Origin of the sequence: Streptomyces sp. NPDC048483, from assembly GCF_040651455.1 — a bacterium.
GTDB lineage: Bacteria > Actinomycetota > Actinomycetes > Streptomycetales > Streptomycetaceae > Streptomyces.
In genome coordinates this window covers 1-25,555 of record NZ_JBEZJZ010000119.1, presented here as the reverse complement: position 1 = coordinate 25,555, position 25,555 = coordinate 1, and the positions used below count along the sequence as shown (strand labels likewise).

22 protein-coding genes and 1 pseudogene are annotated in these 25,555 nt (G+C 69.6%); 13 read left to right on the top strand and 10 right to left on the bottom strand.

Features of this window, described 5'->3' with window-relative positions; translation table 11 throughout:
- Window positions 1-550 precede the first annotated feature (550 nt).
- From AB0D04_RS36440 to AB0D04_RS36430, 3 genes are all read right to left on the bottom strand, one after another.
- Entirely contained in the window at window positions 551-925 is a 375-nt protein-coding gene (locus AB0D04_RS36440) for a hypothetical protein (protein WP_362711699.1), read from the bottom strand.
- 338 nt (window positions 926-1,263) lie between these two features.
- Window positions 1,264-1,737, bottom strand: coding sequence for a carboxymuconolactone decarboxylase family protein (locus AB0D04_RS36435; protein WP_362711698.1), 474 nt, complete (start codon window positions 1,735-1,737; stop codon window positions 1,264-1,266).
- Window positions 1,738-2,353: 616 nt separating this feature from the next.
- Window positions 2,354-2,863, bottom strand: a complete 510-nt coding sequence (locus AB0D04_RS36430; protein ID WP_362711697.1) for a DUF6221 family protein — start codon at window positions 2,861-2,863, stop codon at window positions 2,354-2,356.
- Between the two features lie 372 nt (window positions 2,864-3,235).
- Between AB0D04_RS36430 and AB0D04_RS36425 the strand changes: the two are divergent.
- The 3 genes and pseudogenes from AB0D04_RS36425 to AB0D04_RS36415 form a co-directional block, all read left to right on the top strand.
- Window positions 3,236-4,630 (top strand): annotated as a pseudogene (locus AB0D04_RS36425) (hypothetical protein); the annotation flags it as partial.
- 409 nt (window positions 4,631-5,039) lie between these two features.
- A complete protein-coding gene (locus AB0D04_RS36420) occupies window positions 5,040-6,323 on the top strand; it encodes a CHAT domain-containing protein (RefSeq protein WP_362711696.1) in 1,284 nt (427 codons plus the stop codon).
- Window positions 6,320-7,348, top strand: a complete 1,029-nt coding sequence (locus AB0D04_RS36415; protein WP_362711695.1) for a hypothetical protein — start codon at window positions 6,320-6,322, stop codon at window positions 7,346-7,348. Before AB0D04_RS36420 ends, AB0D04_RS36415 begins: the two co-directional genes overlap by 4 nt.
- Window positions 7,349-7,515: 167 nt before the next feature.
- On the opposite strand, the gene AB0D04_RS36410 is transcribed toward AB0D04_RS36415, so the two are convergent.
- Entirely contained in the window at window positions 7,516-10,092 is a 2,577-nt protein-coding gene (locus AB0D04_RS36410; protein ID WP_362711694.1) for a hypothetical protein, read from the bottom strand.
- Between the two features lie 260 nt (window positions 10,093-10,352).
- Here AB0D04_RS36410 and AB0D04_RS36405 point away from each other — a divergent pair, with 260 nt between their 5' ends.
- On the top strand, window positions 10,353-10,835 hold the full coding sequence (locus AB0D04_RS36405) for a hypothetical protein (protein ID WP_362711693.1): 483 nt from the start codon (window positions 10,353-10,355) through the stop codon (window positions 10,833-10,835).
- Between the two features lie 63 nt (window positions 10,836-10,898).
- On the opposite strand, the gene AB0D04_RS36400 is transcribed toward AB0D04_RS36405, so the two are convergent.
- Together AB0D04_RS36400 and AB0D04_RS36395 are read right to left on the bottom strand one after the other, a co-directional pair.
- Complete coding sequence (locus AB0D04_RS36400) at window positions 10,899-11,468, bottom strand: GNAT family N-acetyltransferase (protein WP_362711692.1); 570 nt, start codon at window positions 11,466-11,468, stop codon at window positions 10,899-10,901.
- Between the two features lie 38 nt (window positions 11,469-11,506).
- The gene (locus AB0D04_RS36395; RefSeq protein ID WP_362711691.1) at window positions 11,507-12,034 is read right to left on the bottom strand and encodes a hypothetical protein; all 528 of its coding nucleotides are present in this window, start codon (window positions 12,032-12,034) and stop codon (window positions 11,507-11,509) included.
- Between the two features lie 115 nt (window positions 12,035-12,149).
- On the opposite strand from AB0D04_RS36395, the gene AB0D04_RS36390 reads away from it, so the two are divergent.
- Window positions 12,150-12,749, top strand: coding sequence for a S1 RNA-binding domain-containing protein (locus AB0D04_RS36390; protein WP_362711690.1), 600 nt, complete (start codon window positions 12,150-12,152; stop codon window positions 12,747-12,749).
- Between the two features lie 183 nt (window positions 12,750-12,932).
- Entirely contained in the window at window positions 12,933-13,379 is a 447-nt protein-coding gene (locus tag AB0D04_RS36385) for a cupin domain-containing protein (protein ID WP_362711689.1), read from the top strand.
- Between the two features lie 107 nt (window positions 13,380-13,486).
- Here AB0D04_RS36385 and AB0D04_RS36380 read toward each other — a convergent pair whose 3' ends face one another.
- Complete coding sequence (locus AB0D04_RS36380; RefSeq protein WP_362711688.1) at window positions 13,487-13,885, bottom strand: hypothetical protein; 399 nt, start codon at window positions 13,883-13,885, stop codon at window positions 13,487-13,489.
- Between the two features lie 345 nt (window positions 13,886-14,230).
- Here AB0D04_RS36380 and AB0D04_RS36375 point away from each other — a divergent pair, with 345 nt between their 5' ends.
- Entirely contained in the window at window positions 14,231-16,945 is a 2,715-nt protein-coding gene (locus AB0D04_RS36375; protein WP_362711687.1) for a helix-turn-helix domain-containing protein, read from the top strand.
- Between the two features lie 2 nt (window positions 16,946-16,947).
- Window positions 16,948-17,082 (top strand): hypothetical protein, encoded by a 135-nt coding sequence (locus tag AB0D04_RS36370; protein ID WP_362711686.1) that lies wholly within the window; start codon window positions 16,948-16,950, stop codon window positions 17,080-17,082.
- 104 nt (window positions 17,083-17,186) lie between these two features.
- Here AB0D04_RS36370 and AB0D04_RS36365 read toward each other — a convergent pair whose 3' ends face one another.
- Complete coding sequence (locus AB0D04_RS36365) at window positions 17,187-18,284, bottom strand: LacI family DNA-binding transcriptional regulator (protein WP_362711685.1); 1,098 nt, start codon at window positions 18,282-18,284, stop codon at window positions 17,187-17,189.
- A 419-nt stretch (window positions 18,285-18,703) separates the two neighbouring features.
- Between AB0D04_RS36365 and AB0D04_RS36360 the strand changes: the two genes are divergently transcribed.
- The 4 genes from AB0D04_RS36360 (at window position 18,704) to AB0D04_RS36345 (ending at window position 22,520) form a co-directional block, all read left to right on the top strand.
- Window positions 18,704-19,189 carry an ATP-binding protein gene (locus AB0D04_RS36360; protein ID WP_362711684.1) on the top strand — a complete coding sequence of 162 codons (486 nt, stop codon included), beginning with the start codon at window positions 18,704-18,706 and terminating at the stop codon, window positions 19,187-19,189.
- A gap of 315 nt (window positions 19,190-19,504) precedes the next feature.
- Window positions 19,505-20,776: an ABC transporter substrate-binding protein gene (locus AB0D04_RS36355; RefSeq protein WP_362711683.1), complete on the top strand. Its 1,272-nt coding sequence runs from the start codon at window positions 19,505-19,507 to the stop codon at window positions 20,774-20,776.
- The gene (locus tag AB0D04_RS36350; protein ID WP_362711682.1) at window positions 20,773-21,687 is read left to right on the top strand and encodes a sugar ABC transporter permease; all 915 of its coding nucleotides are present in this window, start codon (window positions 20,773-20,775) and stop codon (window positions 21,685-21,687) included. Before AB0D04_RS36355 ends, AB0D04_RS36350 begins: the two co-directional genes overlap by 4 nt.
- The gene (locus AB0D04_RS36345) at window positions 21,687-22,520 is read left to right on the top strand and encodes a carbohydrate ABC transporter permease (RefSeq protein WP_362711681.1); all 834 of its coding nucleotides are present in this window, start codon (window positions 21,687-21,689) and stop codon (window positions 22,518-22,520) included. Before AB0D04_RS36350 ends, AB0D04_RS36345 begins: the two co-directional genes overlap by 1 nt.
- Here AB0D04_RS36345 and AB0D04_RS36340 read toward each other — a convergent pair.
- Entirely contained in the window at window positions 22,510-23,529 is a 1,020-nt protein-coding gene (locus tag AB0D04_RS36340) for a hypothetical protein (protein ID WP_362711680.1), read from the bottom strand. The genes AB0D04_RS36345 and AB0D04_RS36340 overlap by 11 nt on opposite strands.
- Before the next feature lie 113 nt (window positions 23,530-23,642).
- Between AB0D04_RS36340 and AB0D04_RS36335 the strand changes: the two genes are divergently transcribed.
- The gene (locus AB0D04_RS36335) at window positions 23,643-24,218 is read left to right on the top strand and encodes an EF-Tu/IF-2/RF-3 family GTPase (RefSeq protein ID WP_362711679.1); all 576 of its coding nucleotides are present in this window, start codon (window positions 23,643-23,645) and stop codon (window positions 24,216-24,218) included.
- A gap of 88 nt (window positions 24,219-24,306) precedes the next feature.
- Here the strand turns inward: AB0D04_RS36335 and AB0D04_RS36330 are convergent, their stop codons facing one another.
- The gene (locus AB0D04_RS36330; RefSeq protein ID WP_362711678.1) at window positions 24,307-25,452 is read right to left on the bottom strand and encodes a serine hydrolase domain-containing protein; all 1,146 of its coding nucleotides are present in this window, start codon (window positions 25,450-25,452) and stop codon (window positions 24,307-24,309) included.
- Window positions 25,453-25,555 lie beyond the last annotated feature (103 nt).

The window sequence follows — 25,555 nt, the reverse complement described above, 5'->3', positions numbered from 1 at the left end:
TCCCAATAGCTCCGCTATCGAGACGCTCCGGCGCCTTGCGATGCACCGCACCAGACCCCGCGGCCTTTCCGACCCTGACCCATCGGACAGGCCCTGGCCCTACCTCCTGGCCCCGACGGGCACCGTCACAAGGCCGGCGGTGCCCACCCGGCCACCCGGCTGCCGTTGTCAGTGGTGCCTGTCAGACTCGGCCTACCGATCGTCGGGGGGCAGGCCATGACCGACCCCATCGCTCCCCGGCACCGGCCTTCCACGGTGGCTGCCCCCTTTCCGCGCCCACGATGGGGCAGCCGCTGGCCGCCAACGGGCCCACTGACAACGGCTGGCAGTGATGACGGCGGCGGCAACGCCGCCTCCGGAACGTCGAGAAGGGTCCCGAGCCTCCTCGACAGGCTGAGCCCGAGGACCCCGCGCCACCGGGGCCGCGGGGCTTCTGGCTGACCGCCCCGGCAGAAGTCCTCGGCGGCCCTCTGACCGCGCCGGCACACCGGACGACGTTGAGGGCCTGCACCGTGGTGCAGGCCCTCAACCCCGGTGTCCCGTCTGAAGGTCAATTGGTGAGCGTCACGCAGGGCAGGCCCACGCTCGCACCATCGTGGAAGCCTTCCGCGCACAACCGGGTGCCCGCCGGGAAGTGGCGCTGGGGATAAGCCTGGTCGCGGTAGGTCCGGAAAGCGGCAACGTCCTCAGCCTTCGTATGGGCAGCCCACCCGTCGGTGGTCCACACCCGCGCGGAAATCCGGTGGGGCCGGTTGGTGTTGACGACCGACACTTCCACCCTGCCGAGGTAAGTCCCCGAGTCATACGTCTCGATGCAGACGGAGTGGTTGCACCACTTGCCGGCGGCCGTTGCGGGCGGACCGGCGGCGAAGACGAGACCGACAGCCGCAGCCGTCGCCCCCATGCCTGTGACGATCTTCCTCAATGCAGTCATACCTTGATCAACGACTACGCCAAGCCCCTGTCACGCGCAGTCAGTCCGGTGCCGTGCTTGTCCTGGCAGCGGTTCATGCCCGGGGCGGCCTCGGCCGCATCCCACCGGACGAATCCGCAGGTCGGCACTGTCCTCGAGAAGCAACGTCGAAGGGGGCCATGCCGACGCCGTGCTTTGCGGCTGGTGTCCGGGGGAGGAGCGTGGGGCCGGATTCTCCGGACCACCGGTGGGCCGGAGAAACACCCCCGGGCCCGGCCAGGGGTGCCCGGAGCCCGGGGGCTGCTGCCTGCGCGGGACGGCCTCCGGCCCCCCGGGCCAGGTACTCCTCGTTATCCGAACTGGCCGGGCTGGTAGTCGCCGGCGGGCTGCTGGGTGATGACGTTCCCGCGGTTGAAGGCGTTGATGAGAGCGATCTGGGACACCAAGGCGGCGAGCTGCTCCTCGTCGTAGTGCTTGGCGGCGTTCGCCCATGCCTCGTCCGTGACGCCACCGGCCGCATCGGCAAGGCGGGTGCCCTGCTCCGCCAGCTCCAGCGCCGCGCGCTCGGCCTCGGTGAAGACCGTGGCCTCCCGCCAAGCCGCGACCAGGTTGAGGCGCAGCGAGGTCTCACCGCCGACGGTGGCGTCCTTGGTGTGCATGTCGAGGCAGTATCCGCACCCGTTGATCTGACTCGCGCGGATCTTCACCAGCTCCTGCGTCGCAGCCGGCAGCGACGAGTCCGCGAGCACCTTGTTCGCCGCGATGATGTGCTTCCAGACCTTGCCTGCGACCGGGCTGCCGAACATGTTCAAACGGGCACCCATGGTGAACTCCTCCGTCGTTGTCGATGCCTACACCGATAGGACGGAACGGCTCGGCACGATGTGACATGAACGCATGTGACGTGACGTGCGTCTCTCCTGCCCACGCTACGGGAGAGACCACGCACGACGAGGTTCAGCACCGCTGCCGACACGCCGCCCCGCGCACCTTTGGTCCGTCCGGTGAGCCAAACGAATCGGCCTGGCCCGCCCGCCGCACAGGAAGCGCGACGAAGAGCCGGCGCGCCCGTGTTCGCGTGGTGGAACCGACCTTCTGCTGCTCTGCATGGTCCGCTGATGACCGGCGTGGGGAGGGAGCTCTGCCCCGCCTGCGACTCCCACGGCTGAAGCTCGCGCTGCTCATGGTTCCCGACCAGCCCTCCGTCCGTTCCCGGAGCGTCCTCAGACCCCTTACCGACCTGCGGTGACAGTGCATTCCTCAAGGTCGACCGGGGTGGTTCGCCGGAGGCTCGGGTGGGCGCCGCCAGGTGCAGGCCCCCAGGCGCAGGCCCCCAAATGCAGGGCCCTCAGGTGCAGGCCCCCACCGGGAATGTCCGCTGCCGTCGTCCGAGCCTGGGCGTTCCTGCGTGTCTCACTTGAGGGTCAGGACGTTTCTGTCTCACCACCGTGCGCTGTGAGGTGACGCGTCCGGTGCCCACTCGGGCTGGTAATCGGGATGGTCCGCATAGGGCAGCGCGAGCAGGCGAAGCACGGCGTCGTTGCCGAAAGCCCCGTCCGGGCGCTCATCTATGGCCCGCGAGTGGCGCTCGCAGACGACGTCAGGGTCATACTCCTCGCCGTCCGGATCGAAGTGCACACTGTTGGTGCACGGAAGGCCCGGATGGGGGTCGGTCGCGTCGGGCCGGTACCTGTCGACGATGCCGAGCTTGGCCTGGACCTCGCGGCGGACGCGAGCCGGGTTGTGGCGCGCTATGTGGATGGCTTCCAGCCGGTCGGGGGCTCCGGTGTCAGGGACCACCAGCCGGCCGTTCGACTTCTCCTCGATGGGCCCGTCCTCGCCGAACCGTCCACGCTGGACCCACTCGCCTCCGCCGTTCGCCGCCATCTCGGCGAAGGCATCGTCGTCGTCGAGTCGGGCGCGCAGGAACTCGACCAATCCGTTACTCATGTGCTGCTCCCCGGGTCGGGCCGGCGGCGGTCATCAGCCTGTGTGTCCTGCGGTGGGCGCTCTCTCGGTGCTGCGGGAGTTGCCGGGCACAGCGACGCTCAGGTGGCGGCCAGGGCGAGCTTAGCCGTCGTGCTCCTCCGCCAGAGCACTCTTGCGCCAGAGCACTCTTACGCTGTTGTCCGCGGCCCTTGCTCGTTGTCGGCCGCCCCCCATCGGCGCTGCTGCGGGCGAACGATCCGACAGAAGCTCACCCGCTGTCTCATTCGTGGGTCACCAAGTCCACTGATTCCGTTGCCGGTTGGAGAGATCTCTTGGCGGCATCCCGGCGGGCTCCAGCTTGGGTTCTCGGGCACAACCGGGGAAACTGATCCCGTGACGTCCCGTGATCCGCGCGACTCCAGGTTCCGACTCATCGGCCCGCGGCCCCCGGCCGCCGCCTCCCGAGCGGCGGCCCGACGCCGCAACCGGCGCCCAGCGCCCCGCCCGCCGGAGGGCACGCCCCCGCCCGGGGAGCTGGCCCGCATGGCCCGCGCCGTCCTGGCGGACGCGGCCCGCGTCGCCCACTGGGCCGACGCCGCCCTCCGCCCCGGCGGCGATGGCGCGGGCCCCGACGGCAAGGCCCCCCTCTCCGACGCGACTGCCGAACGGGCCGCAGCCGAGCTGGGGCTGACCGTGGATCAGGTCCGCCTCGACTGGGACACCGCCCTCCTCGCCGGGCTGGTCGAACTCCACGACGGCACCGCGCGCCCCGGCTGGCGGCTGCGCGCCTGGGACGACGACAGCACCGTCCTGCGCGGCTGGGTCGCCCTGTTCGACGCCTGGTCGATCGTGTACCCCGCCCCGGCGGCCGGCGCCCCCAGCGCCGTCGCCGATGTCGTCGAGGCCGTCCCCCAACTGCTTTCCCTCGTCCAGCTCTGCGCCGGATGGGTCCCGGTCCCGGCCCTGCTCGACCTGCTCGGCCAACGGGTCAACGAACTCCGCGAGAAGCGCCGCGAAGTCCCCTATGACCCCCAGCTGGAGCCGTCCGACGGGCCGGTGGGCGCCGACGCTCCGCTTGCCCCGCTCCTCGACTGGGCCCTGCGCGCCGTCGCCTCCGTCGGTGCCCTCACCTACGGCGACGGGCTGGTCGCGCTCACCCCGCTCGGCAGCTGGGCGGTCTGGGCCAAGCTGGAGCAGATCTCCCTCGCTGCCTGGAGCCCCGCGGGAAACATCGAGCAGTCCGCCGAGGACATGCTGCGCGGCTGCGCGGGCCTCACCCCGGGTCCGGCCCGCGCCGAATACCGCGCCTGGCTTGCCGCCCGCCCCGTCGGCAGCGCCGTCACCGAACTCCTCGACGCCGCCCGCGGCGAGGACTCCCTGCTGCGCGGCCTCGCCTTCGAGGCGCTGCGCGTGGTCGGCGCCCCCGCCGAGCCCGAGGTGCGCGCCGCCGCGGCCGAGACCTCCCTCCGTCCCTATGCCCTGCTCTGGCTCGCCGAGTACGAGGGCGGCGACCCCGAGGACGTGCCCGGCGCGCTCACCCGCGCGGAGGCCACCTGGCTCTGGATGGACACCGCGGCCGCCGTCGCCGACCACGGCGAGAGCGAACTGCTCGTGCGCCACCTGGAGTCCGCCGTGCAGGGCACCGTCCCCGCCCTGCTCGACGAGGTACGCGCCGTCGGCCACCCCCGTACCGTGCAGGTCCTGGTCGCCCTCGCCGCCGCCCACCCGGACCCGGCCCTCGCCAAGGCCCTCCGCCGGGCGGCGTTCCAGGTCCACACGGGGGCGGCGTTCCGGGCCCACACGGCGGCACCGCCACGCTGCCGCGCTCAACTGACGCTCGTGGACGACGATCCTCGTGCAGGGATCCCGGTACGAGTGACAGTGCAGCTGGTGGCCGAGTCCGCGCACCCCTGGGCCCGCCCGGGTGCCCGGCCCTCGCTGGATATCGTGGCCGTGCCGCTGAGCAGTGCGGAGGTCGTACCGGCCACGGTGCTGTACGGCCCGGAGAAGCCCGAGTCCGCTCAGTTCCGCGTCACCGCCGCGGAGTCCGGCACACACCGGATCCGGTTCACTTTTCTGCACCACGACACCGGCGTCGCTCTGCATCAGGTGGAGACGGCCCTGGACATCGCTGCGGCCGATTCCACGAAGGCGCGGAAGAGACGGCTGGGGCCTCACAGGGGGAGGTCCTGACCCGGTGCCACGCTCACTGACCACCCGCATCGTCCAGGACCCGAGCGACGGCTTCCGCTTCCTGCCTCATCTGGAGACAGCGCCACCCGACCTTCGCATCAGTTTCGACGTCCTCGGCGGCGGCCGCATCCGTGCCCGTATGACCGGCACGGCCGTTCCGGCGCTCGAGGGCACCGAGCACAAGGCCGACCTGATCGCCCGCCCCGACGAGGTGTACGGCGCGGCGGCACGACTCTGCGCGCGCTGGAAAGAGCGGTTCGTCGACTTCCAGCCGGTCGACGACCGAGGCCGGGCCCTGCGGGACCGCCGGCGCCCGTACGCAGTGGGGGCCGATCTCAGCGCCGAACCAGAGGCCGAACTGCGCACGGTGGTGGCCGATCTGGCCCGCGGCGGCGAGTCCCTGCTGTTCGACACCCTGCTACGCGGAGACGATATGCGGATCGAGATGTTCCGCACCTATCTCCGCTCGGCCCTGTCCAAGGAGGGGCTACGGGTACGGTTCGACTCCGATCTCCAGCTCCCCTGGTCGATGCTCTGCACCGGCGAGGAACCCAGCGCGTCCGCAACCGTCCTCGGCGCACTCTTCGCCCGCTTCCTCGGCCACCGGCATCAGATCGAGCACACAGGCGACGCCTACGCGTGGATCGGACCGTCCCGTACGGCACAGCGGCAGGCCGCCGTCAGCCTGAACCACGATGTCCGCGTGGGCAGCGTGACCCGGGCGGACGAAGTCGCGAAAGTGCTGGCGGAGGGCACGGCGTGCACCGTGCGCACGACGTATGACGAACTGGTCCGCGACCTCGGGAATCCTCATCTGGACGAGCAGTTGATGTATTTCTGGTGCCACGGCGAGTTCCTCGGCAACGAGCCCGAACCCCACGTCCTGGTCATCAGGCTCACGGATGGCACCCCCTTCGACGGCCACACCGTGCGCGAGCTGCGGGCGCGCCACCGGAACAGCTGTTTCCGGCCGTTCGTCCTGCTCAACGCCTGCCACGCCGGAGTCTCCGGGGCGAGCGCGGACCGGGCCTTCCTGGGGCGCATGCTCATAGAGCACGGCGCGCAGGGCGTTCTCGGGCCGCATATCGCGATGCCGCAAGCGTTCGCCGCCGAGTACGCGCTCGAGTTCGTCGGGCGATACCTGCGCGGCACGTCGACCGCCGGCAGGATCGCGCACGAGCTGGCCCGGCACTTCGCGGACCGGTACCGCAACCCGCTGGGCTTCGCCTATGGGCTGAACGGCGGCATGGACTCCCGCCTGGAACTGACAAGCGGAGGTGACGCATGAGCCCAGCCACAGTGGTCGTCGAGGCCGTTGACCTGGACGAGAGCGGCTGGCTGCTCGACGCCGACACCGGTGAGCCGGTACCTGACCACCGGTTGCGCAACTATTTCACCGAGCGCATCGCCCCGCCCGCCTGGGCAACGGACATCTTCGTCTACGTGCACGGCTGGCAGACGTCCCCCACCTCCGCCCACCGCACTGCCGAACGGCTGCTGTCCCTGGCGCACGGCAACCTGGCGGCGGCCCCGGACAGGTACCCCGCCCTGGCGGCCGAGGGCTTCAGTCCGTGGTGTGTCGTAGTGCGCTGGCCGTCGTCCAGCCTGGTCACGCCGACCGGCTATCGCCGCATACGGGACCGGGCCCACGCCATGGGAGCGCGTGACGGCGACGGACATGCCGCGCACATCCTGGGCCGGCTGCTCGGCTATCTGGACGCGGAGCGCGCCGACCCCGGGGCGGCACCGGTGCTGGCGAACCACGACGGGCAGTACCTCCACCTCGTCGGACACTCCTTCGGCTGCCGGTTCCTGTGCGAGGCGATGCAGTGGGCGGCAGACGCCCGGCTCGAGGACACACTTGGCTGGAGCGCGGGCCGTTCACCGTCGCGCCCGTTCACCGCCGACAGCATGCTGCTGTTCCAGATGGCCGCGCAGCGCGATGCGTTCCTCTCGCTCTTCCCCTGCATTCTGCCGAGTGACCGGCACGACGGAGCGCCGCTGAGAGGCCCCATCGTCGCCACGTACTCCCGACACGACCGGGCGACCGGGTTCTGGCACCTGCGGGCGGAGCGCCGGCCTGGTATTGGGCATTCCGGGATCGGTCCGGCACCCGCGCCCATGTTCACCACGCGTCTGCTGCCGCTCGACGAGCGGTATCCGCTCTCCGCGCTCGACCACCGCTTCGTCAGCGTTGATGCCTCCGAGGTGTACGTCCGCGGTCGCCGTCTCAGCCCGGCGGGGGCCCACTCCGACCATGTGCGCCGGGAGTCGGCCCATCTGTTGCTCTCCCTGGCGGACCACTCGCGCTGAGCGACCCGTGCAGGGCATCCGGCGAAGATGCACGGAGATGCCGCCAACTACACCGGACATGACATGTCCGCTTGCGAGCAGCAGCGGCTCGGGAGCGGACGGGAGGCTGCTGCGGCCGGGCGACGGGAACCGGCCCCCGCGCACCTCCCGCGCCCACGACCGGCGCCTCAGGGAATCCGCTTCTTCAACAGGGCCTTGATGGCGTACACATCGCTGTCGTTGGACGGCCCGCCGCGGGTGTCCTTGTAGCCGGCGTTGGCGGAGAAGTAGCTCATGTTGACCGCCAGCGGGTCGTTGACGAGTTCGATGCGGTACGTCCTTCCCTCCTCCAGCCGGGCCGTGACGAAGGTGGAGCCCCGTACGGTCGTCCAGCTCCCGGTGTGGGGCATGGCGATGACGTGCTCCGTCACCAGCCGGCCGGTGGTGTCGTCGTGGACGCGGAGCATCTTCATGCCGCTCGTGACACCGGTGTTGACGGCCCGTCCCACCGCCGCGTCCGCCTGGAGCAGATAGTCTCCGCCGGCCTTGGGGGTGATCCGCGTGGTGATCTTGTCGTCGGGGGCGGTGCCCCAGTCCGCGTAGTACACCCCGTGCTCGCCGCTGGTCCGGTGGCCGCCGGTGACCTCGAAGTCTTCGGCGGTGATCTTGGTGACGCGGTCGTGGTGCGGGCCCCAATAGCACAGCGGCTCGGCATGCTGGGAGGTGTTACCGCTGGAGGTGTAGCGCAGCCGGACGCTGTAGCAGTGCGAGACGTCGCGGAAGTCGGTGGAGGAGGGGTCGGTCCATGACGGCGTCCGGCCGTCCACGTGCTGGTGCGCGGCGATGACGCGGCCGTCGCGCAGGACATCCATCGTCACCTTGGAGGGATCCTCGTCGCCGATGTCGAGGGACAGCCGGAGCCTGCCGTCCTCGGGCTCGACGCCGCGTACGGCCGGTGTGGTCGGCCCGTACAGCGCCTCCTTCGAGGAGACCTCCACCGGCTTCGGAGCGGGCGACGCCGAGCCGGCGCGCGGCGGGCCGAGTTCGACGACGAGTTTGGCGGTGTCCCGGCCGAGCGTCCCCTCGGTGATCGGTGCGTCGGTGGGCAGTCGCCGGCCGTTCAGTTCCAGCGACCTGACCTCGAAGGCGCCGCTGTCCGCCGTGTCCTTCGGGAGGCGCAGCTCGATGTCCAGCGAGTGGCCGCGGTAGTTCAGGCCCTGAAGCGTGGCGACGTCGCTGCCACGGAAGTATGCGTCCCGGAGCTGCGCCGGCAGGAACGGCCGGATGTGCAGTCCGTCCGGCCGGGCGTCGATACCGAAGATGCTCTGCTGCACCATCGACAGCATCCCCGCAACGCTCCACAGCTGCCGGTCGGAGTTGATCTCGGTGTCGGTGCCACCGTTCAGAAGATTGAGGTTCTCCTTGTTGGTGCCGAAAAGTGCCCCGCCCCGCACCAGCGACCGCGCCTGGAGGGTGGCCACCCCGTCGTTACCGGTCTTCGAGGCCGCGCGCATCACGTACGCGGTGACGAAGGGCCAGATGCCGTTGTTGTGGTACGAGGGCACGCCCTGCTGCTGCGGCCACAGAACAGACGGGCCATACGGGGTCTGCGGGTAGGTGGCGATCGCCCGCTTGGCCTGCTCGGGCGTAGCCACTCCGGTGACCACGGCCAGCGCCGTGCCCAGCGCGTCGTAGCGGTTGGCCGGCGCGGTGTCGAGCTCGGTGGTGAGCATCTGGGAGAACTGGCCCCGCTTCGGCAGCCAGAACTTGGTGCGGATCGCCCCGGCCAGGCGGTCGGCCCAGGCGCGGTACTTCTTTGTGGCCGCCGTGTCTCCCGCGCCGTTCGCGAGGCGTGCCGCGGCGTCGATAGCCACCCAGTGGACCACATTGGTGGACAGCGAACGCGAGGTGGCGATGGTGCTCGCGTCGTCCTTCGTCCAGTCGGGGTAGCTCTGTTCGCGCCAGTCCAGGAACGAGTGCTCGCCCTTGTAGAGGCCGTCATCGCCGTCGTAGACGACCTTCCGGTCGTGCTCCACGGTGTTCCGGATGGCGTCGTACGCCTTGGCCGCGAACGCCTCCCGCTCCTTGCCGGGCAGCCAGTCGAGGATCTCGCTGGCGCCCAGGGCCCACACGACGCGGTCGGTGGAGTTCGGATAGCTGCCGCCGGTGCCGGTGTCCTGGACGATCTGTGTGTTCCCGGAACCGTCGCGGCGGTCACTGAGTTTGAAGGCGAGCGTGTTGCGCATCCGCTCCGGGTCCGCGGCGGTCAGTCCCAGGTCGGCGGAGTAGGAGACGTCCCGGGTCCAGACGTACGTCCAGGACTTGCCGGTGATGTAGCAGCCACCGGGACAGGGAGTCGGCTTGCCTGCGTTGTACGCGTCATCGCTGATCCGGTCGGCCTCGTCCAGCTTCGCATCGTCGTGGGCCATCGCGTACAGCCCGTCCAGCAGCACCGCCCCCGACCGCAGCCGCGGCCGGTCCGCGCGCTCGATGAACGTCCGCTCGCCGGCTACCGAGCTGACCAGCTTGTACGTACGCAGGAAGGCATCGCTGACGTGCGTGACGGTGAGCGTTGCGGTCCCCGTCCCGTCCGCGAAGCGGCCCGGCTCGCCGGTTGGCCCGCAGTGCGCGGAGCCGTCCTCGGCGTCGGCCACAGGGGCGGCGCCGGCCGACGGTCCGATCACCGCGGACGCCACGGCGATGGTCATGGCCACCAGCCCTGTGCCCAGCCGCTTTGTTCCGCTGCGGGTGTGTGTGCGAGCCATTGACCTCTCCTGTGGCTTCATTTTTTGAACAGACAGCCGCGGTGTTCGCCAGTTAACTTTCAAGAATTGCAGTGAAATTAGAGGTGCGTTACGGCGACGTCAAGGGTTACGGCAGGGTTGGCTTCGGTCGGCCCGCATCCCTGGGCGGCCCAGGCCGCCGGCGACCCAGCGGCCGAGCGCGCGGCCGTCGACGAGGCGCAGGGGATGGTCGAGTTCGGCGTTGGCGCGTTGCGCATCGACAGCGGGACTATGGTCCAGTCATGGACTGGCTGGCCCCACTGAATACCTTGATCGGCGCCGGGATCGGTGTCGGATCCACTCTGCTTGCCGACCGACTTCGTTGGCGCCGGGATCGAGTCAACGCCGGCCAGGACGCCCGCAGGCAGTCCTACGCAGCGTTCATGGGCGCATTGTCGGATGCCTTTCAAAAGCTGCATGAGGTCGCCCGTGGAGATCACGACCCGGGCGAAGCACAGACCAGAGCTCATGAGGTGTTCGTGGGCAGCAACCTCTACCCACTGCGGTATCAGCTCGTACTCATAGCCTCCTGGAGCGTGGTCGAGCCCACCAACAAGGCGTTCTGGAAAATCCGCGAACTGCGGGACCTTGTGGCAAGAGGCGTCATCACGAGCAGCCCGGATTTTCGCCGGCTCGTTCGCGAGTACATCGACGCAGCAGAGGAAGCACAAGTCGCCATGCGTGCTGATCTGGGCACTTCATGGCCACAACGAGACACGCCATGAGCAGTACCGCCAAGAATGCTGCCGAAGATGAACCACTGCGCGCATGGTTCCGGAGGCGGCTTCTCACGTCCCTGCCGATCTGGCCCCGTGCGGCTCGGCCGGGGTCTCGCTCGACGAGGAGCCGCGAGTCATACGCACGTTGGGCAGTTTTCCTCGCCAGAGCTCTCGCTCGCCGGTGGTCGTGAATCCGTAGCGTTCGTAGAAGCGGACCGCTTGCTCGTTGTATTCGGTGACCCACAGGCGTATGGGTGCGGCGCTTCCCGCCCAGGTGAGGAACTCGCTCATCATTCGGTCTCCGGCACCTTGGCCCTGGGCTTCGTTCAGCAGATACATCGGCCCGAGGGTCACCGCCTCGTCCCGGCGCCCGCAAAGGAAGCCGACGATCTCCGTCCCGGAGCGGGCTACACGGCAGAACAGCAGGTCCGGTCGCTGGTTCGCCGCCTCGATGAACTCCCGCCACTGGGCGATACCTTCCGCAGTGGCGGAGGCGCCGCGGTGCTCACGGATCCAGGTCTCATCGATCCCTTGCTGCTCGTTGGGATACGTCTGCAGCCAGACCCTCAACTGCAGGGGCCCCAGAGACGCGGCGTCGTCGGCATGGGGGGCTTCGATCACATGGGGCATGGCGGCCATCCTGGACGATGCTCCCCGGGGCCTGCAGGTCTTCGGGCCTACCGTCTGATGCGGCCTCGAACGGCAAGGAGGGCAAGGGCCAGGAAGCCGGGTTCGATGAGCCGTGATGTCATCTCGATGTACGTGCCTGTGGTGGTCAGGCTCTGGCCGCTGGCTCTGAAGATGACGGAGTTGATCACCACCTGGACCGCCTTCTCGACGCGCTCACCAGTGATCCGCTCCGTGAGCGGCCCGGTCAGCGTGGGGGGTGCCGTATCGGTGCTGAGGGAGATCCTTTGACCGGCGACGGGCAGGGTGCCGGTCGTCTCGGCCCTGGTGTCAGAGGTAGGCACCCCCCACAGGGTCAGAGCGAAGATCGAGATGATCACGGCCGTCACGAGCCATGCCAGAGCACGTGCGGCACGCAGTCCGTAGCCGGACAGCAACCAGTACGCCTGGAGCAGCCACCGCTCGGCGTGGCGGTATCCGAAGCTGTGACGGCGCATCGCCATTTCGCCGTAGTAGAAGTCGGCGGCTCCCGGTTCGTCCTTGCTGTCCTCGCGGGCCTTGCGCAGCTGGCGGTACACCGTGGTCAGGGACGCCAGGCCGGGAACGGCGTCGGGGTCCGGCGGGGGATCGCCCCAGCCGCGTCGCGCGGGTGCGGGTCGCCCCGACAGGGCCCGCCACTGTCGCTCCTCCTCGATGACCTGTCGCCGGGTCCAGCGGAAGGGGATCAGCCTCCGTGTCCTCCAGCCGCCGGGCGCCGTACGAAACGTCCAAAGCCCCTCGGCGGTCTCAGCGATCGAGCGGTTCGGCGTATTCGTGGCGCTGGACGACGGCCCCGACCACCCGGTCTTCCCCGGCGTCGGGTTCCTCACGATCCCCGAACTGTCCTGGCGGCGCATCGAAGCAGCTTCGGATGTCGTCCAGGTCGGACAGCGTGTTTCCTGTGAGTTCCTCCAGTTCGACACATGGAATCTAGAGGCCAGGCTGTCGTTGCGAGCGGCGCAGCCGGACCCCTTCCAGGCGTTCGCCGACCGCCATGCGGTGGGCCAGAAACTGCAGGGACAGGTCACCAAGCTGGTCCCGTTCGGCGCCTTCATTCAGGTCGCCGACGGAATCGAGGGACTGGTCCACCTCCGAGAACTCGCACGGACGCCCGCGGAAGCTCCGTCGGATGTCGTCCAGGTCGGCGACGAGGTCACGGTCGTCGTCACCGAAATCGACCGAGAGCGACGCCGACTGGCCCTCTCCCAACGACTGGCCCTCTCCCAACGACAGGGCTCACCCGACCTCCCATGACTCCTCCTCTGTGTTCGCAGTGAAGGGGAGGCGCCCGCCCTCATACGGCGAACCATCCGCCCGGTGCCATTGCTTCGGATTCCCGTACTTGCCAATACAGCAACGAGAGTTGTCGTTCCGGGCGCGGTGGTCGCAGCCTGATGCTCGACCAGAGGCCGTCGACAACCATCAGGAGGCCACACGATGACCACCCGCGAAGGCGCCGGATCCGCACTGCGCAGCGCCGACGGCAACGCGCCGCTGCGCCACCGCGTCCACCACGTTCGGTCCGGAGAGTTGGATGGCTACGCCGCCATCAGCGGCGGCACAGTCGGCTCGAAGAAGCTGTGGATGGGCCTGGTGGAGAACCCGCCGTTGAGTGCCACGGACAACCACCACCACGGCGCATCGGAGGCGGGAATCTACGTGGTCAGCGGTCACCCCGTCTTCGTCTTCCACGACGGCATACAGGAGGTGCGGATCACCGCCGCTCCCGGCGACTTCCTCCTCGTCCCGCCGTTCGTCCCGCATCGGGAGGAGAATCCCGACCCGGACGAGCCCGTGGTCGTCGTGATCGCACGGACCACGCAAGAGCCGATCAAGGTGTCCGTGCCCGAGCTGTACCAGCTCAAGAAGACAGACGCGCGGTAGCAAGCGGTGGGGAGAGGACGTGGACCGATTGACCGGGTGCAGCACCGCGAAGCCGGAGCGCCGGTCTTCCGGCCGACGCCCCGTGTGGTTCACTCCGTTTCAGCGCCTCAGTAGGCGATCTTGCCGGTGCTCCGGTTCGCTCCGCGGAACTGGAGGTAGAAACCGGCGCCGTCCCTCATGTTCGTGGCGGCCAGCGCCCACTTTCCCTTGTTGGCCGTCCGCCAGCCGTTGCACTTGCCCGTGGACTTGAAGCAGGTCCTGACCTGGCGGGTGTAGTTGACCTTCAGGTTGATGTCGGCGCACTTCTTGGTGGCATAGGCCCACTTGCCCGTGCCGGGCCAGTGGGCGTTGCCGCCGCCGCTGCCCGGCGTACCGGTGTAGTTCGTCGCGCTGCCCAGGCAGGACTGCGCGGTGACGGGCGCGGCGGAGGCCGTGGTGGCCGGAATCACGGTGCCGGCGGACAGCGCAGCGGCCGCGGCAAGGCCGGCGAAGAGGTGACGTTTCATGAGCACAGTTCTCCTTGGTCAGTTGGACGGGCCGGCCTTCCGGACCCGCACGGTGCTCTTGTCGTGCGGAAGGAAGGACTCCCCCCCCGTGTGGCACCCCGCGGTGCTGGGCGGTGCGGGGCGTTCGGCATCGAGTTCACCGGGGTCCGGGTTGTTGCACAGCCTTGTCCCGGGCTTGAAACAAAGCGGGTGACGGGCTGGGGTTGACGAGATGGTGCCTTTCCCGGGGTCGGGGGCACGTGCTCGGATGAGGCGCCGCCGTGACATGGGGAGCACGGGAGCACGGGAGCACGGGAGCACGGCGAAAACGGGGGAGCACGGGGAACGCGGGGGGAAGGGGTCGACGTGGGACGTCCAGAGACGGACATCGATCCGGGGAAGGGACCGATCCAGCGGTTCGCCTACGGGTTGCGCAAGCTGCGCCAGGAGGCAGGCGGGATCACCTACCGGCAGATGGCCCGGCAGGTGGAGTACTCGGTCTCGACGCTGTCGAGAGCCGCTGTAGGAGAGCAACTGCCGTCACTCGCAGTGGTGTTGGCCTATGTGCGCGCCTGCGGCGGTGACGAGAGCGAGTGGGAAGCGCGATGGCACGCGACCGCACGGGAGGAGTCCAAGCGCGCCGCCGAGGAGGAAGAGGCCACCGACGCGCCCTACCGGGGCCTGGCCCGTTTCGAGCCCGCCGACGAGCACCTCTTCCACGGACGCGTCGACCTGACCGACGACCTCGACGACCTGGCACACCGCCACCGTGTCACGGTCGTCTTCGGTCCCTCCGGCAGCGGCAAGTCCTCGCTGCTCCGCGCCGGGCTGATCCCCCGCCTGCGCCGCACCACCGACCCGTCCCTGCGCCCGGCTGCCGTACGGATCTTCACCCCCGGCCCTCATCCGGCGCGCACTCACGGGGGAGCGCTCGCGCCGACGGAAGGCGCGGGGGACACCTGGCTGATCGTCGACCAGTTCGAGGAAGTCTTCACCCTCTGCCACGACCTGAAGGAACGGGAAGAATTCGTCACCGGCCTGCTTGCCGCACAGGATCCCGGCAGTCGGCTGCGCGTTGTGCTCGGCGTACGCGCCGACTTCTACGCCCGCTTCCTGGAACACGGCGAGCTGGCCGAGGCCGTACGCACAGCGAGTCTGCCGGTCGGCCCCATGACCCCGGCCGAGCTCCGCGAGGCCGTCGTCAAACCGGCCGCCGCCCACGGCCTGATCGTGGAACGCACCCTGACCGCCCGCCTCCTCGACGAGGTCGGCCACGAGCCCGGCGGACTGCCGTTGCTGTCCCACGTCCTCCTGGAGACCTGGCGCCGGCGCCGCGCCCGCACCCTCACCCTCGTCGGCTACGAAGCCACCGGCGGACTGCGCGGCGCCATCGCGCAGAGCGCCGAGGACGCCTACCGCCGCCTCACCCTGGCCCAGGCGCGCACGGCCCGCCGCGTCCTGCTGCGTCTGATCACCCCCGGCGAGGGCGCCCCGGACACCCGTCGCCCCACGCCGCGTGGCGAACTCGACACCGGCGCCCCCGGCGACGCTGCCGCCGTCCTCGATGCGCTGGCCCGCGCCCGGCTCATCACCCTGGACGACGAGGTGGTCGACCTCGCCCATGAGGCACTCATCGCCGCTTGGCCCCGGCTGAGTCACTGGATCGAGGAGAGCCGCGAACGCCTCGTCGTCCACCGCAGACTGACGGAGGCCACCGCGGCGTGGGAGGCGCTCGACCGGGACCCGGGGGCGCTCTACCGGGGGATGCGACTGAGCGTGGCCGAGGAACGCCTCGGCACCACGGACGAAGACCGCACCGGCACACCCTCCACCTGCTCCACCGGCGAGCCCGTCCCCCAGGCCCGCGCAAACCCCACCACCGACGGACGAACCCGCACCGAGGAATCGGCCCGCACCGATGAACTCACTCCCACCGAACGGGATTTCCTCACCGCCAGCATCGCCGCACGCGAGGACGAGCGCCGGGCCGCCACCCGCCGCCACCGCGCCATGCGTCTGCTCGCCGCCTCCCTCGCCGTACTCCTGGTCGTGGTCACCGGCATCACCCTGTACGCGGTCGACGAGCGGCAGGACGCCCTGCGCGAACGCCGGCTCGCCCTGTCCCGCCAACTCGCCGCCCAGGCCATGCGCCTGGCGCCGTCCCAGCCCGCGCTGGCCAAGCTCCTCAGCATGGAGGCGTACCGCACCGCCGCCACCCCACAGGCTCGCGGCACACTCCTGACGATGGCCGCCTACGAGTACCACCAGGGCGAGCTGACCGGCCACACCGACGCCGTCTCCGAGGTCGCCTTCGCCCCCGACGGCCGTACCCTCGTCTCCGTCAGCCGAGATCGCCGGATCCTGCTCTGGGACGCCCGGCGCCAGGTCCGCCGGGCCACCTTGGACGGACACCGCACCTGGCTGCGTGCCGTGGCGTTCAGCCCCGACGGCCGGACGCTGGCCAGCGCGGGCGACGACGGCGACGTCGTGCTGTGGGACACCGCCACACAACGCCGCACCGCGACCCTCACCGGCCACACCGCACCGATCAAGGGCCTCGCCTTCAGCCCCGACGGGCGCACCCTGGCCAGCGCCGGAGTGGAGGTACGGCGCTGCTGTGGGGCACGGACGCCGACGCCACGGCGAAGCGGCTGTGCGCCACCGTCGCCCGCGACCTCACCCACCAGGAATGGTCCCGCCTCATCCCCGGATTCCCGTACCACCGCACCTGCACATGACGGCGGCATCACCCATAAGAAGGAGCGAAGCTCATGCACCTACGTCACCTACGTCACCCACAGCGCCGTTCGCCGTACCGCCTGCGAACCACGCTCGCGGCCGCAGCCGCCGCCGCGACGTCCCTCCTGGTCACAGCGCCGGCCGGCGCAGCGGCGCCGCAGCCTTCCGCACGCCCCGAAGCGGTCGCCCCGCTGGGCACCTGCCAGATCGGCGGCCACATCTGCGGCGACGTACACAACCGCGACGACCGGTACACCCTGCTCATCACCAACGACTGGCCGAGCCGCTACGACCGGTCCAGCTGGCGCGTCCTCAAACCCGGCCAGCACGGGCCGAACGTAGGCGTGAAGGACGTCGACGGCTACTGGGTCGGACCCGGCTGTAAGGTCAAACGCTCCCTCGGCCTGCGCACCGTCGGGCCCGGCTGGCACAAGGTGCGGAACATCCAGAAGATCCAGATCGTCGACATCCGCTGCTGACCACCGCCCTCCGCTGCTGACCACCGCCCTCCGCTCCGGGCGCCGCCCGGAGCGGAGCAGTCACTCACCGGCCGTCGGCCCACTGCGAAGCAGCGCCGACGACTTCAGGAGTCGCCCGCCGGGACTTCCGACGGCGTTCCCTGCTGACCCACCACACCGGCCTCCCCCTGCCGGTCCCGTGGCGGCGGGCCGGTGGACCCGCGAGGGATGAGGTGGGTGGGGAGCACCACGTGCCGGGTGGGGTCGCTGCCCGGGTCCGCGAGGATCGACGAGACGAGCTCGGCGGCGATGCGTCCCGTATCCCCAGCAGACTGGGCGATGGTCGACAGGTCGAGGGCCTCGGCGAGGGAGTGGTCGTCAAAGCCGAGCACCGACATCCGGCCGGGCACGTCAATGCCACAGGAACGCAGGATGCTCAGCACCTCAAAAGCCATCTCGTCGGTTTCCACGAAGACGGCCGTGGGCATGTGCGGCAGGCTCAACAGGGAGCCGATCCCCTCGCGGAGGCCTTCACGGCTGTACTCGGCGCGTACCACCAGAGCGTCGTCATAAGGCAATCCGGCTTCTTCCAGGGCCTGGCGGTAGCCGGCCAGCCGGTCGTGCGCGCTCCAGGTGAAGGTTTCCACGACGGCCGACTGGATGTGGGCGATGCGCCGATGCCCGAGGTTGAGCAGATGCTGCATACCTTTGCGGGCCGCCTCGGCGTCATCGATGTAGACGCTGGCCCTGCCGGGGGCGTGCTGACTGACGAACACCACTGGAACGCCGAGTTCGTCGAGCCGCTCCCGCTCCTCCCGGGTGAGGATGAAGGAAACCACCATCAAGGCGTCGGCGTTGCGCCGGGCCGGGAGCCGGTCGAAAAACGCCGCCCGCTCCGACTTGTTGGTGACCACATAGACCAGCAGATCCAGTTCGGCCTCGCTCAGCACTCCCGCGATGCCGGTGAGCGCAGTGCCGAGAAACCAGGGAGCCCGCGGGAGGCCGGGCATCAGGACGGCGATCCGGCGCGTCTTGCCCGTCACGAGGCTTGACGCACTGCGCGACAGGGCGAACGACAATTCCCGCGCCGCCCGCTCCACGCGGCTCCGCGTTTCCGGGGTCACCGTCGCTACACCGCGGAGGGCCCGCGAGACCGTCGAGACGGAGACTCCGGCCTCGCGCGCGACGTCCGCCATTGTGGCCTGACGCTGCTCTCCCACCATGGTCCAGAACCTACACGAAGACCCCGGACCTCGGATGTCTGACCGAGGACCGCCCACTTCGTGATCGGGCTCCTGGGTCCCGGCAGTCGTAGCACGAAGAAAGCAGTCATGTGCGGGGAGCGATTGCCGCGAGGAGGTGGAGCTGCGAACGCTGTCTCCGAGGGCGTCATCATTTGGCCATGGGCCAGGGGGCGCCCCTCCGTGAGATGGCTGAGCGCGCGCGTAAGATGCCTCTGACCTGCTCTTTTAAGTCTCGACGAGCCGACCGGCGCCCCGAGGAAGAAAATGTGGCAGCGCTGTCTTGACTGAGCGGAAATCTCGGCGCAGCCTGGAGGCAAATAGCCCTGAACGCCCGTCTTGCCATCGCTAGCAGCAACCGCTCTCACGCTCTCAAGACATTCGAGACTAGGCACGAGACCATGCTCACCCTCCCCGCGCCGTCCCCCGCCGTTCCTCCCCGCCGCTTCCCCCGCGCGGCCACCGCACCGCGACCCCAGCGGTGCGCTGGGGTCGCCCTGCCCGCACAGGAAGCATGGGTGGGCAGCGCCCGCCATTACGCCTCCGCAGTGATCGCCCGGTGGTGCTTGTCCGACGACGACCGGGACACCGCCGTACTCGTCGTCGGGGAACTGGCCGCCAATGCCGCTCGGCACGGATGCAGCGAGATGACGCTGCACCTCACGCTCGACCAAGGTCTGCTCCGCATCACCGTCGACGACCACGGGGGCCCCTGTTCCCGCCGGTCGCCTCACCCCGACGACGATCCGGACGAACACGGTCGCGGCATGCACATCGTCAGCCTGCTGGCGATCACAGTGGAGACCCTGCGGCGCGACAGCGGCCGACGCGTCGAAGCGTCGCTGGCGGTCGAGCGCACGCGGTGCAGCGCGCCCTCATACAGCTGACGCGAGGGCGTCCGGTTGCGTCCGGCGTCCGGGTGCGTCCCCCATGGTCGGGGCGGCTCGCTGACGTACCGGGGCGAAGCGAGTAACTCCCGCTTCCGGTAGGTGAGTTCCTGCCGACCTTGCCTCGTGGCAACCGCCACCCAGGGCGCGTGCGGTGGGGAGCCGCCAGGCCGGTGGCGGACGTGGGCCGTTTGCGTCACGCCCCCGGACACGCGGCGGGTGTGCTTGCCGGTCGGTCCGGCGCTGCCTACCTTCCCTAAGGAACACACCCCACCCTTGTGCGGTATCGGCTCGTCGGGCAGAGGAGGCGGCTCGATGGGGCGTACCGTGCCCGGCTTCCGGCTGCGGGCCATTGCCGCGGTGCTCCTGCTGGTCGCTCTGGCGGGCGGGTGCGGGGAACCTGCGTCATCGGGCCGGGCCGTGATCAACTGGTACACCTTCCCCGACGTCTCCGGCACCCTGCGACAGATCGCATCCCATTGCAGCCGGGCGGCGCACGGCCGCCACACGATCGTCTATCACGAGCTGCCGCGCACCGCTGACGGGCAGCGTGCGCAGCTGGTCCGCAGGCTGGCCGCCCGCGACACCGCGCTGGACATCCTCGGCCTCGACGTGACGTGGACGCCGGAGTTCGCCGAAGCGCGGTGGGTGCTGCCGTGGACCGGCGCGGCGCGGCGGCAGGCCGTTCAGGACACGTTGCCGGCGTCGCTGCGCACCGGGACATGGCAGGGAAAGCTGTACGCCGTCCCGGCCAGCTCAAACGTCCAGTTGCTGTGGTACCGCACGGACTTGGTGTCCAAGCCTCCGACGACGTGGGCGCAGATGCTGGCGATGGCCCGCAGCCTCGCGCGGCGGAACAAACCCCACTACGTGGAGATCCAGGGAGCCCAGTACGAGGGTCTGACGGTGTGGTTCAACACGCTGGTGGAGAGCGCGGGAGGCTCCGTGCTCACCCCCGACGCGGAGGCGCCCGCTCTCGGCACCCCGGCGCTGACCGCCGCCCGCATCATGCACGAACTGGCGACCTCGCCCGCGGCCGATCCGTCCCTGGCCAATCAGTTGGAGGACCACAACCGGCTCGCCATGGAGAACGGCAGCGCCGCGTTCGAGCTCAACTGGCCGTATGTGTATCCGGCGATGAAGGCCGACAACCCGTCCCTGTTCCGGCGGTTCAGGTGGGCGCCGTACCCGCGCGTGTCCCCGGGACGTCCCCCACACACCACCATCGGTGGCAACGACCTCGCCGTCAGCGCCTATTCGCCACACCCCAAGACCGCCTTCCAAGCGGCACTCTGCCTGCGTAACCGCGCCCACCAGAAGACCGCCGCGATCAAGGGCGGCCTGCCGCCCACGTTGCGCGGCCTGTACTCCGACCCGGAGATCGTCGCCGGATTCCCCTTCGCCGCCGAGGTGCGGACCGCCCTGGAATCGGCGAGCCTGCGACCGCAGACACCGTCCTACCAGAATGTCTCCGTCGCGATCTCCCATACGCTCTCACCCCCGGCCGGCATCCATCCGGCCGACGCGGTCCGCCGCCTGAGAACTCAGATCTCCGACGCCCTGCATTCCAGGGGACTGATCCCATGAGCGGGCCCGAGCGGCCGGGCCCCTGGCGCGTACGCTCCACGCGGGCCCGGCGGGAGCAGCGGCTGGCCTGGCTGCTGTGCGCCCCCGCGGGGCTCGTCATGCTCGCCGTGGCCGCCTACCCCATCTGCTACGCCGTGTACCTGTCGCTGCAGCGATACGACCTGCGGTACCCGAACCTGGCGCACTTCGTCGGCCTCAGTAACTACACGGTGGTGCTCGCCTCCCCCTTCTGGTGGCGGGCACTGCTGGTGACGGTACTCATCACCGCCGTATCCGTCGCCGTCGAGCTCGTCCTCGGCATGCTGCTCGCCCTGGTCATGTACCGCACGATCTTCGGCCGCGACGCAGTGCGCACCCTGGTTCTGATCCCTTACGGCATCGTCACCGTCGTCGCGGCGTTCTCCTGGCAGTACGCCTGGACCCCGGGCACCGGATACCTGGCCAATCTGCTGCCCGCCGGTAGCGCGCCGCTGACGCACTACTGGCAGTCCCTCGCGCTGATCGTCCTTGCGGAGGTGTGGAAGACCACCCCCTTCGTGGCCTTGCTGCTGCTCGCCGGCCTCGCCCTGGTGCCGGCAGAGCTGCTGGAGGCGTCGCTGGTCGACGGCGCCACGCACTGGCAGCGGTTTGCCATGGTCACCCTGCCGCTGATGAAGCCGGCCATCTTGGTGGCCCTGCTGTTCCGCACCCTGGACGCCTTCCGGATCTTCGACAACATCTATGTGCTGACCTCGGGAACGAACGGGACCGGCTCGGTGTCGATCCTGGGATACGACAACCTCTTCGCGGCGCTGAACTTCGGCATCGGGGCGGCGATCTCGGTTCTCATCTTCCTCTGCGTCGCGCTCCTCACCTTCGTCTCCATCGCACTCTTCGGCACCGCCGCGCCCGACACGGAGGCACCGCGCTGATGGCTGATACCGGACGCCGCCGCATCATCGGCTGGACCGTCGCGAACCTCGCCGTCCTGCTCTACGCTCTGACTCCGGTGTGGTGGCTGGTCTCGCTCTCCTTCAAGGACCCGAGCACCCTCTCTGACGGTTCGTTCATCCCCACGAAGTGGTCGCTCGCCAACTACCGCGGTATCTTCGCGACCTCCGCCTTCACCCGTGCGCTCCTCAACTCGATCGGCATCGCACTGATCACCACCGTGATCGCGGTGACACTCGGCACCCTGGCCGCGTACGCCGTGGCGAGGCTGCGCTTCGCCGGCAAGCGGTTCCTCGTCGGCTGCTCGCTTCTGGTGGCGATGTTCCCTCAGATCTCGCTGGTCTCACCGATGTTCAACGTCGAGCGGCTGCTCGGCCTCTTCGACACCTGGCCGGGACTGATCATCCCGTACATGACCTTCTCGCTGCCGCTCGCGATCTACACGCTCTCGGTGTTCTTCCGGGAGTTCCCCTGGGACCTGGAGCAGGCCGCGAAGGTCGACGGCGCCAGCCCGGCCCAGACGTTCCGGCTCGTGATCGCCCCGCTGGCGGCTCCCGGAATCGTCGCCACGGCCGTTCTCGTCTTCATCGTCGCGTGGAACGACTTTCTCTTCGCCATCTCGCTGACCGCCACCACCCGCGCCCAAACCGTCCCGGCTGCCATGGCGTTCTTCACCGGCAGCTCGGTGTTCCAACAGCCGACCGGGTCGATCAGCGCCGCGGCCGTGGTGATCACCATCCCGGTCCTCGTCTTCGTGGCGATCTCCCAGCGGCGGATCGTCTCCGGCCTTACCGCCGGAGCCCTCAAGGAATGACCGGATCACCTGAGACGGTGGCGGTGCGAGCCGTCGCATCGAGGGAGCCGGTTCGCTCTCGTGAGGCCGTCCAGCGGCCCGCAGGCCACACCGTGACGTGATACTCGCCTTCTTCACGCTCCGGGTTCCGGCCCCGCGCGTGGACCACGACCTGCCATGGCCCGGATTCACCTTCCGGCAGGGGGAGTTCGGCACCCCACCCGGTACCGCCGTCCGGCACCATGCGGAGTACCTGGCCCGGCCCGGTCAGCGTGACCTCTGCCTCCTTCTCCCACCCCGACGCCTCCGTCGGGAAGGCCCGGGTGAAGGAGATCCCGGCCCCGTACAGATCCTTCTCACCCCACCCAGAAGTGAGGACGCGCACTCCACGGCCGTCCGCAGACACCTGGAACCCCTCGCCGGTGAATTCCGGCACCGAATCCCCCAGGTGAAGCACAAGGCTCGTTGACGGCTCATGGAACCCGAGGGACTCCGTAGCGAAGATCCCCAGCTTCTCCCAGGCGTCCCCCACCTCTTCCGGCGCCTGGACCAGGACCTTCGGTGTGTTCTTCGCGGCGGGCCACAACTGGATCACATGCGTCTCACGGACCTCGTCATATCCCACCGGGTGAACGCCCTCGGCATCCCTGTCCAGCCGGACGTGCAGCCGCACCCGCCACCACGCGAGCTCCGCGGGCTTTCCCGGGACAGGGATTGCGTCCGATCCGAAGTCCATGTTCTCCAAGAACACCTCGTTCGCCAGGCGCATGCTGTTCTCGACCACCTCGTGCCACGACCCGGGCTCCCGCGCCGGCTCGTGCTCGTGGAACTCGAAGACCAAGTCCACATCACCGTGTGGGCATTCGGTCTCGACCTTCGCGACGCGCCCCTTGCGCGTCACATCGATCCGACGCTCGGCAGTCACGTCCCTCGGCTGCGGAACCTCGTCGTCGCTGTCGAGCGTTCCGATCATCCAGTACTGGCTGTAACAGGCGTAGAACTTCGTCTCGTGACGGACCGGGCCGCTCATCTTCCCCTCCATGCAGTAGTCCCTTTCACGCCACAGGGGCGTGGCAGGAAGGTTGCCACGCCCCTGTGACAGCCTCTGAGGGCTGGGGTGTACGCGGTGGCAAGGGGGATCTCGTGAATGAGGCGGAAAGACCGTTCCTGATGTGTGCCGAGGATGTCTTCTGCCGGGACCGGGGCAGGGGGGTCATACTGACGGGCCGGATCGAGCGCGGGCGGCTTCGCAGGGGTGCCGAGGTGGAGATCGTTGGCAGCGGAGCGACCGTTCCGGTCGAAGACATCGAGGTGAGCCGCCGGGGTGTCGACGAGGCGAGTGCGGGCATGAACGTGGGTCTGTTGCTCGCCGGCAGGGCGGCAGGCGCCGTTGAACGGGGGCAGGTGCTCGCGGCGCCTGGCTCGGTCAACGCGCATATCGGCTTCGCCGCTGACATCACGTTGCTGTCCGAGGAACATGGCGGTGCCGAGGTACGCACCGGTGACCGCCTCCAGTTCCACATCCGTACCGCTGTGGTGCGGGGCGTGGTGACGATGGCCCAGGAAACGAACGCGCTGCACCCCCTTCACCAGGGTGCGGTGACGGTCACGCTCGAACGGCCCGTCGCCCTTGAGGAAGGCCAGTCCTTCGCTTTCCGGTACCACGGTCGCGCCGCCGGCTCAGGCATCGTGACCCGGCTCCTGAACCGAGTCTCATGAGCGGAACCACAGCCGGATCGCCGCGAGGGTGACCGTGCCGTGGAAGATGTAGGCACGCTTGTCGAAGCGTGTGGCAACGGCGCGGGTGTCAGCCGTCCAGGCAGCCGCGCACCGCCTCGATCAGGCGGTTGGCGCGGGCGTCGCCATGGCCGATCATGCGGTTGGCGACATACGCGAAGCCCACGCCGAACTCGTCGTCGCCGAAGCCGAATTGGCCGCCCGCTCCGTCATTGCCGAAACTGCGCTCGCCCAGCATCGGCCGGAAGGCCGCCGAGTCGAGCAGAAAGCCCGAGCCCCAGCGCGTCCCGGCGTCGAAGCCCAGCCATCCCTGGCCGGACGACACCTCGCGGACCGCGTCCGTCACCGTCTCCGGGGCGAGCAGCCGCTCGTGGCCCTCGATGCCGCTCACGGCCGCCGCGTACATCCTGGCGAGGCCGCTCGCCGACGCGGTGGCGCCCGCGCCGGGCAGCTCCATACCGAGCAGCGCCGGATCGTTCCAGCCGCGCGGCTCGTCGACGCCGGGGAAGACCAGCGCGCCGTTCATCGTCACGATGCGGGTGAGCAGATGCTCGGGCCCCGGCATCGCGGGCCGTCCCTCGGCCTCGACGAGGCGGGCGCGGTCGTCCAACTCCTGCTCGGGCAGGCCGATCCAGGCCCGCAGCCCCAACGGGTCGCCCACGGCCTCGCGGAAGTACGCGCCCGGGGTGAGCCCGGTGATCCGCCGGATGACCTCACCGATGAGGAAGCCGAAGACATGGCCGTGGTACTCGTACGCCGTGTCCGGCTTCCACAGCGGCTGCTGCTCCTCGATGGCGTGGATCACCGGTGTCCAGGCGGCGATCTCCTCGAAGCCGAGCACCGTATCGAGGGCGGGGATGCCCGCCCGGTGCCCGAGGGCCATACGGCAGGTGAGGGCGTCCTTGCCGTGCCGCGCGAACTCGGGCCAGTACCGGCTCACCGGGGCGTCGAGATCGAGGCGCCCCTCCTGGACGAGGAGATGGGCGCACAGGCTCACGATGCCCTTGGCGCAGGAGAAGACCGGTACGACCGTGTCCCGCTCCCACGCGCGCCCGGTCCGCTCGTCCGCGATCCCGCCCCACAGCTCCACGACCTTGCGTCCGCCGACGAACACCGTGACGGCCGAGCCGAGTTCGGGAAACTCGGCGAAATTCCGCGAGAACGTATCGGCGACGGCTCCGAATCCCTCATCGGCCCATCCGTTGTACTGCTCCACCGTTCCCGTCCTCCGCATGATCGCGCCTGGTCCTAGGCCCTGTCGTCAAACTCCCGTCGTTCGCCCGGAGGGCGGGCCTCGCGGCGTCTGGTGCGTGCGATCG

What these genes read in the sequence shown, in the direction of transcription:
- AB0D04_RS36435 (WP_362711698.1), bottom strand. Translation starts at nt 1,737, where the DNA reads ATGGGTGCCCGTTTGAACATGTTCGGCAGCCCGGTCGCAGGCAAGGTC.
- AB0D04_RS36430 (WP_362711697.1), bottom strand. Translation starts at nt 2,863, where the DNA reads ATGAGTAACGGATTGGTCGAGTTCCTGCGCGCCCGACTCGACGACGAC.
- AB0D04_RS36415 (WP_362711695.1), top strand. Translation starts at nt 6,320, where the DNA reads ATGAGCCCAGCCACAGTGGTCGTCGAGGCCGTTGACCTGGACGAGAGC.
- AB0D04_RS36410 (WP_362711694.1), bottom strand. Translation starts at nt 10,092, where the DNA reads ATGGCTCGCACACACACCCGCAGCGGAACAAAGCGGCTGGGCACAGGG.
- AB0D04_RS36405 (WP_362711693.1), top strand. Translation starts at nt 10,353, where the DNA reads ATGGACTGGCTGGCCCCACTGAATACCTTGATCGGCGCCGGGATCGGT.
- AB0D04_RS36400 (WP_362711692.1), bottom strand. Translation starts at nt 11,468, where the DNA reads ATGGCCGCCATGCCCCATGTGATCGAAGCCCCCCATGCCGACGACGCC.
- AB0D04_RS36390 (WP_362711690.1), top strand. Translation starts at nt 12,150, where the DNA reads ATGACCTGTCGCCGGGTCCAGCGGAAGGGGATCAGCCTCCGTGTCCTC.
- AB0D04_RS36385 (WP_362711689.1), top strand. Translation starts at nt 12,933, where the DNA reads ATGACCACCCGCGAAGGCGCCGGATCCGCACTGCGCAGCGCCGACGGC.
- AB0D04_RS36380 (WP_362711688.1), bottom strand. Translation starts at nt 13,885, where the DNA reads ATGAAACGTCACCTCTTCGCCGGCCTTGCCGCGGCCGCTGCGCTGTCC.
- AB0D04_RS36365 (WP_362711685.1), bottom strand. Translation starts at nt 18,284, where the DNA reads ATGGTGGGAGAGCAGCGTCAGGCCACAATGGCGGACGTCGCGCGCGAG.
- AB0D04_RS36360 (WP_362711684.1), top strand. Translation starts at nt 18,704, where the DNA reads ATGCTCACCCTCCCCGCGCCGTCCCCCGCCGTTCCTCCCCGCCGCTTC.
- AB0D04_RS36355 (WP_362711683.1), top strand. Translation starts at nt 19,505, where the DNA reads ATGGGGCGTACCGTGCCCGGCTTCCGGCTGCGGGCCATTGCCGCGGTG.
- AB0D04_RS36350 (WP_362711682.1), top strand. Translation starts at nt 20,773, where the DNA reads ATGAGCGGGCCCGAGCGGCCGGGCCCCTGGCGCGTACGCTCCACGCGG.
- AB0D04_RS36345 (WP_362711681.1), top strand. Translation starts at nt 21,687, where the DNA reads ATGGCTGATACCGGACGCCGCCGCATCATCGGCTGGACCGTCGCGAAC.
- AB0D04_RS36340 (WP_362711680.1), bottom strand. Translation starts at nt 23,529, where the DNA reads ATGAGCGGCCCGGTCCGTCACGAGACGAAGTTCTACGCCTGTTACAGC.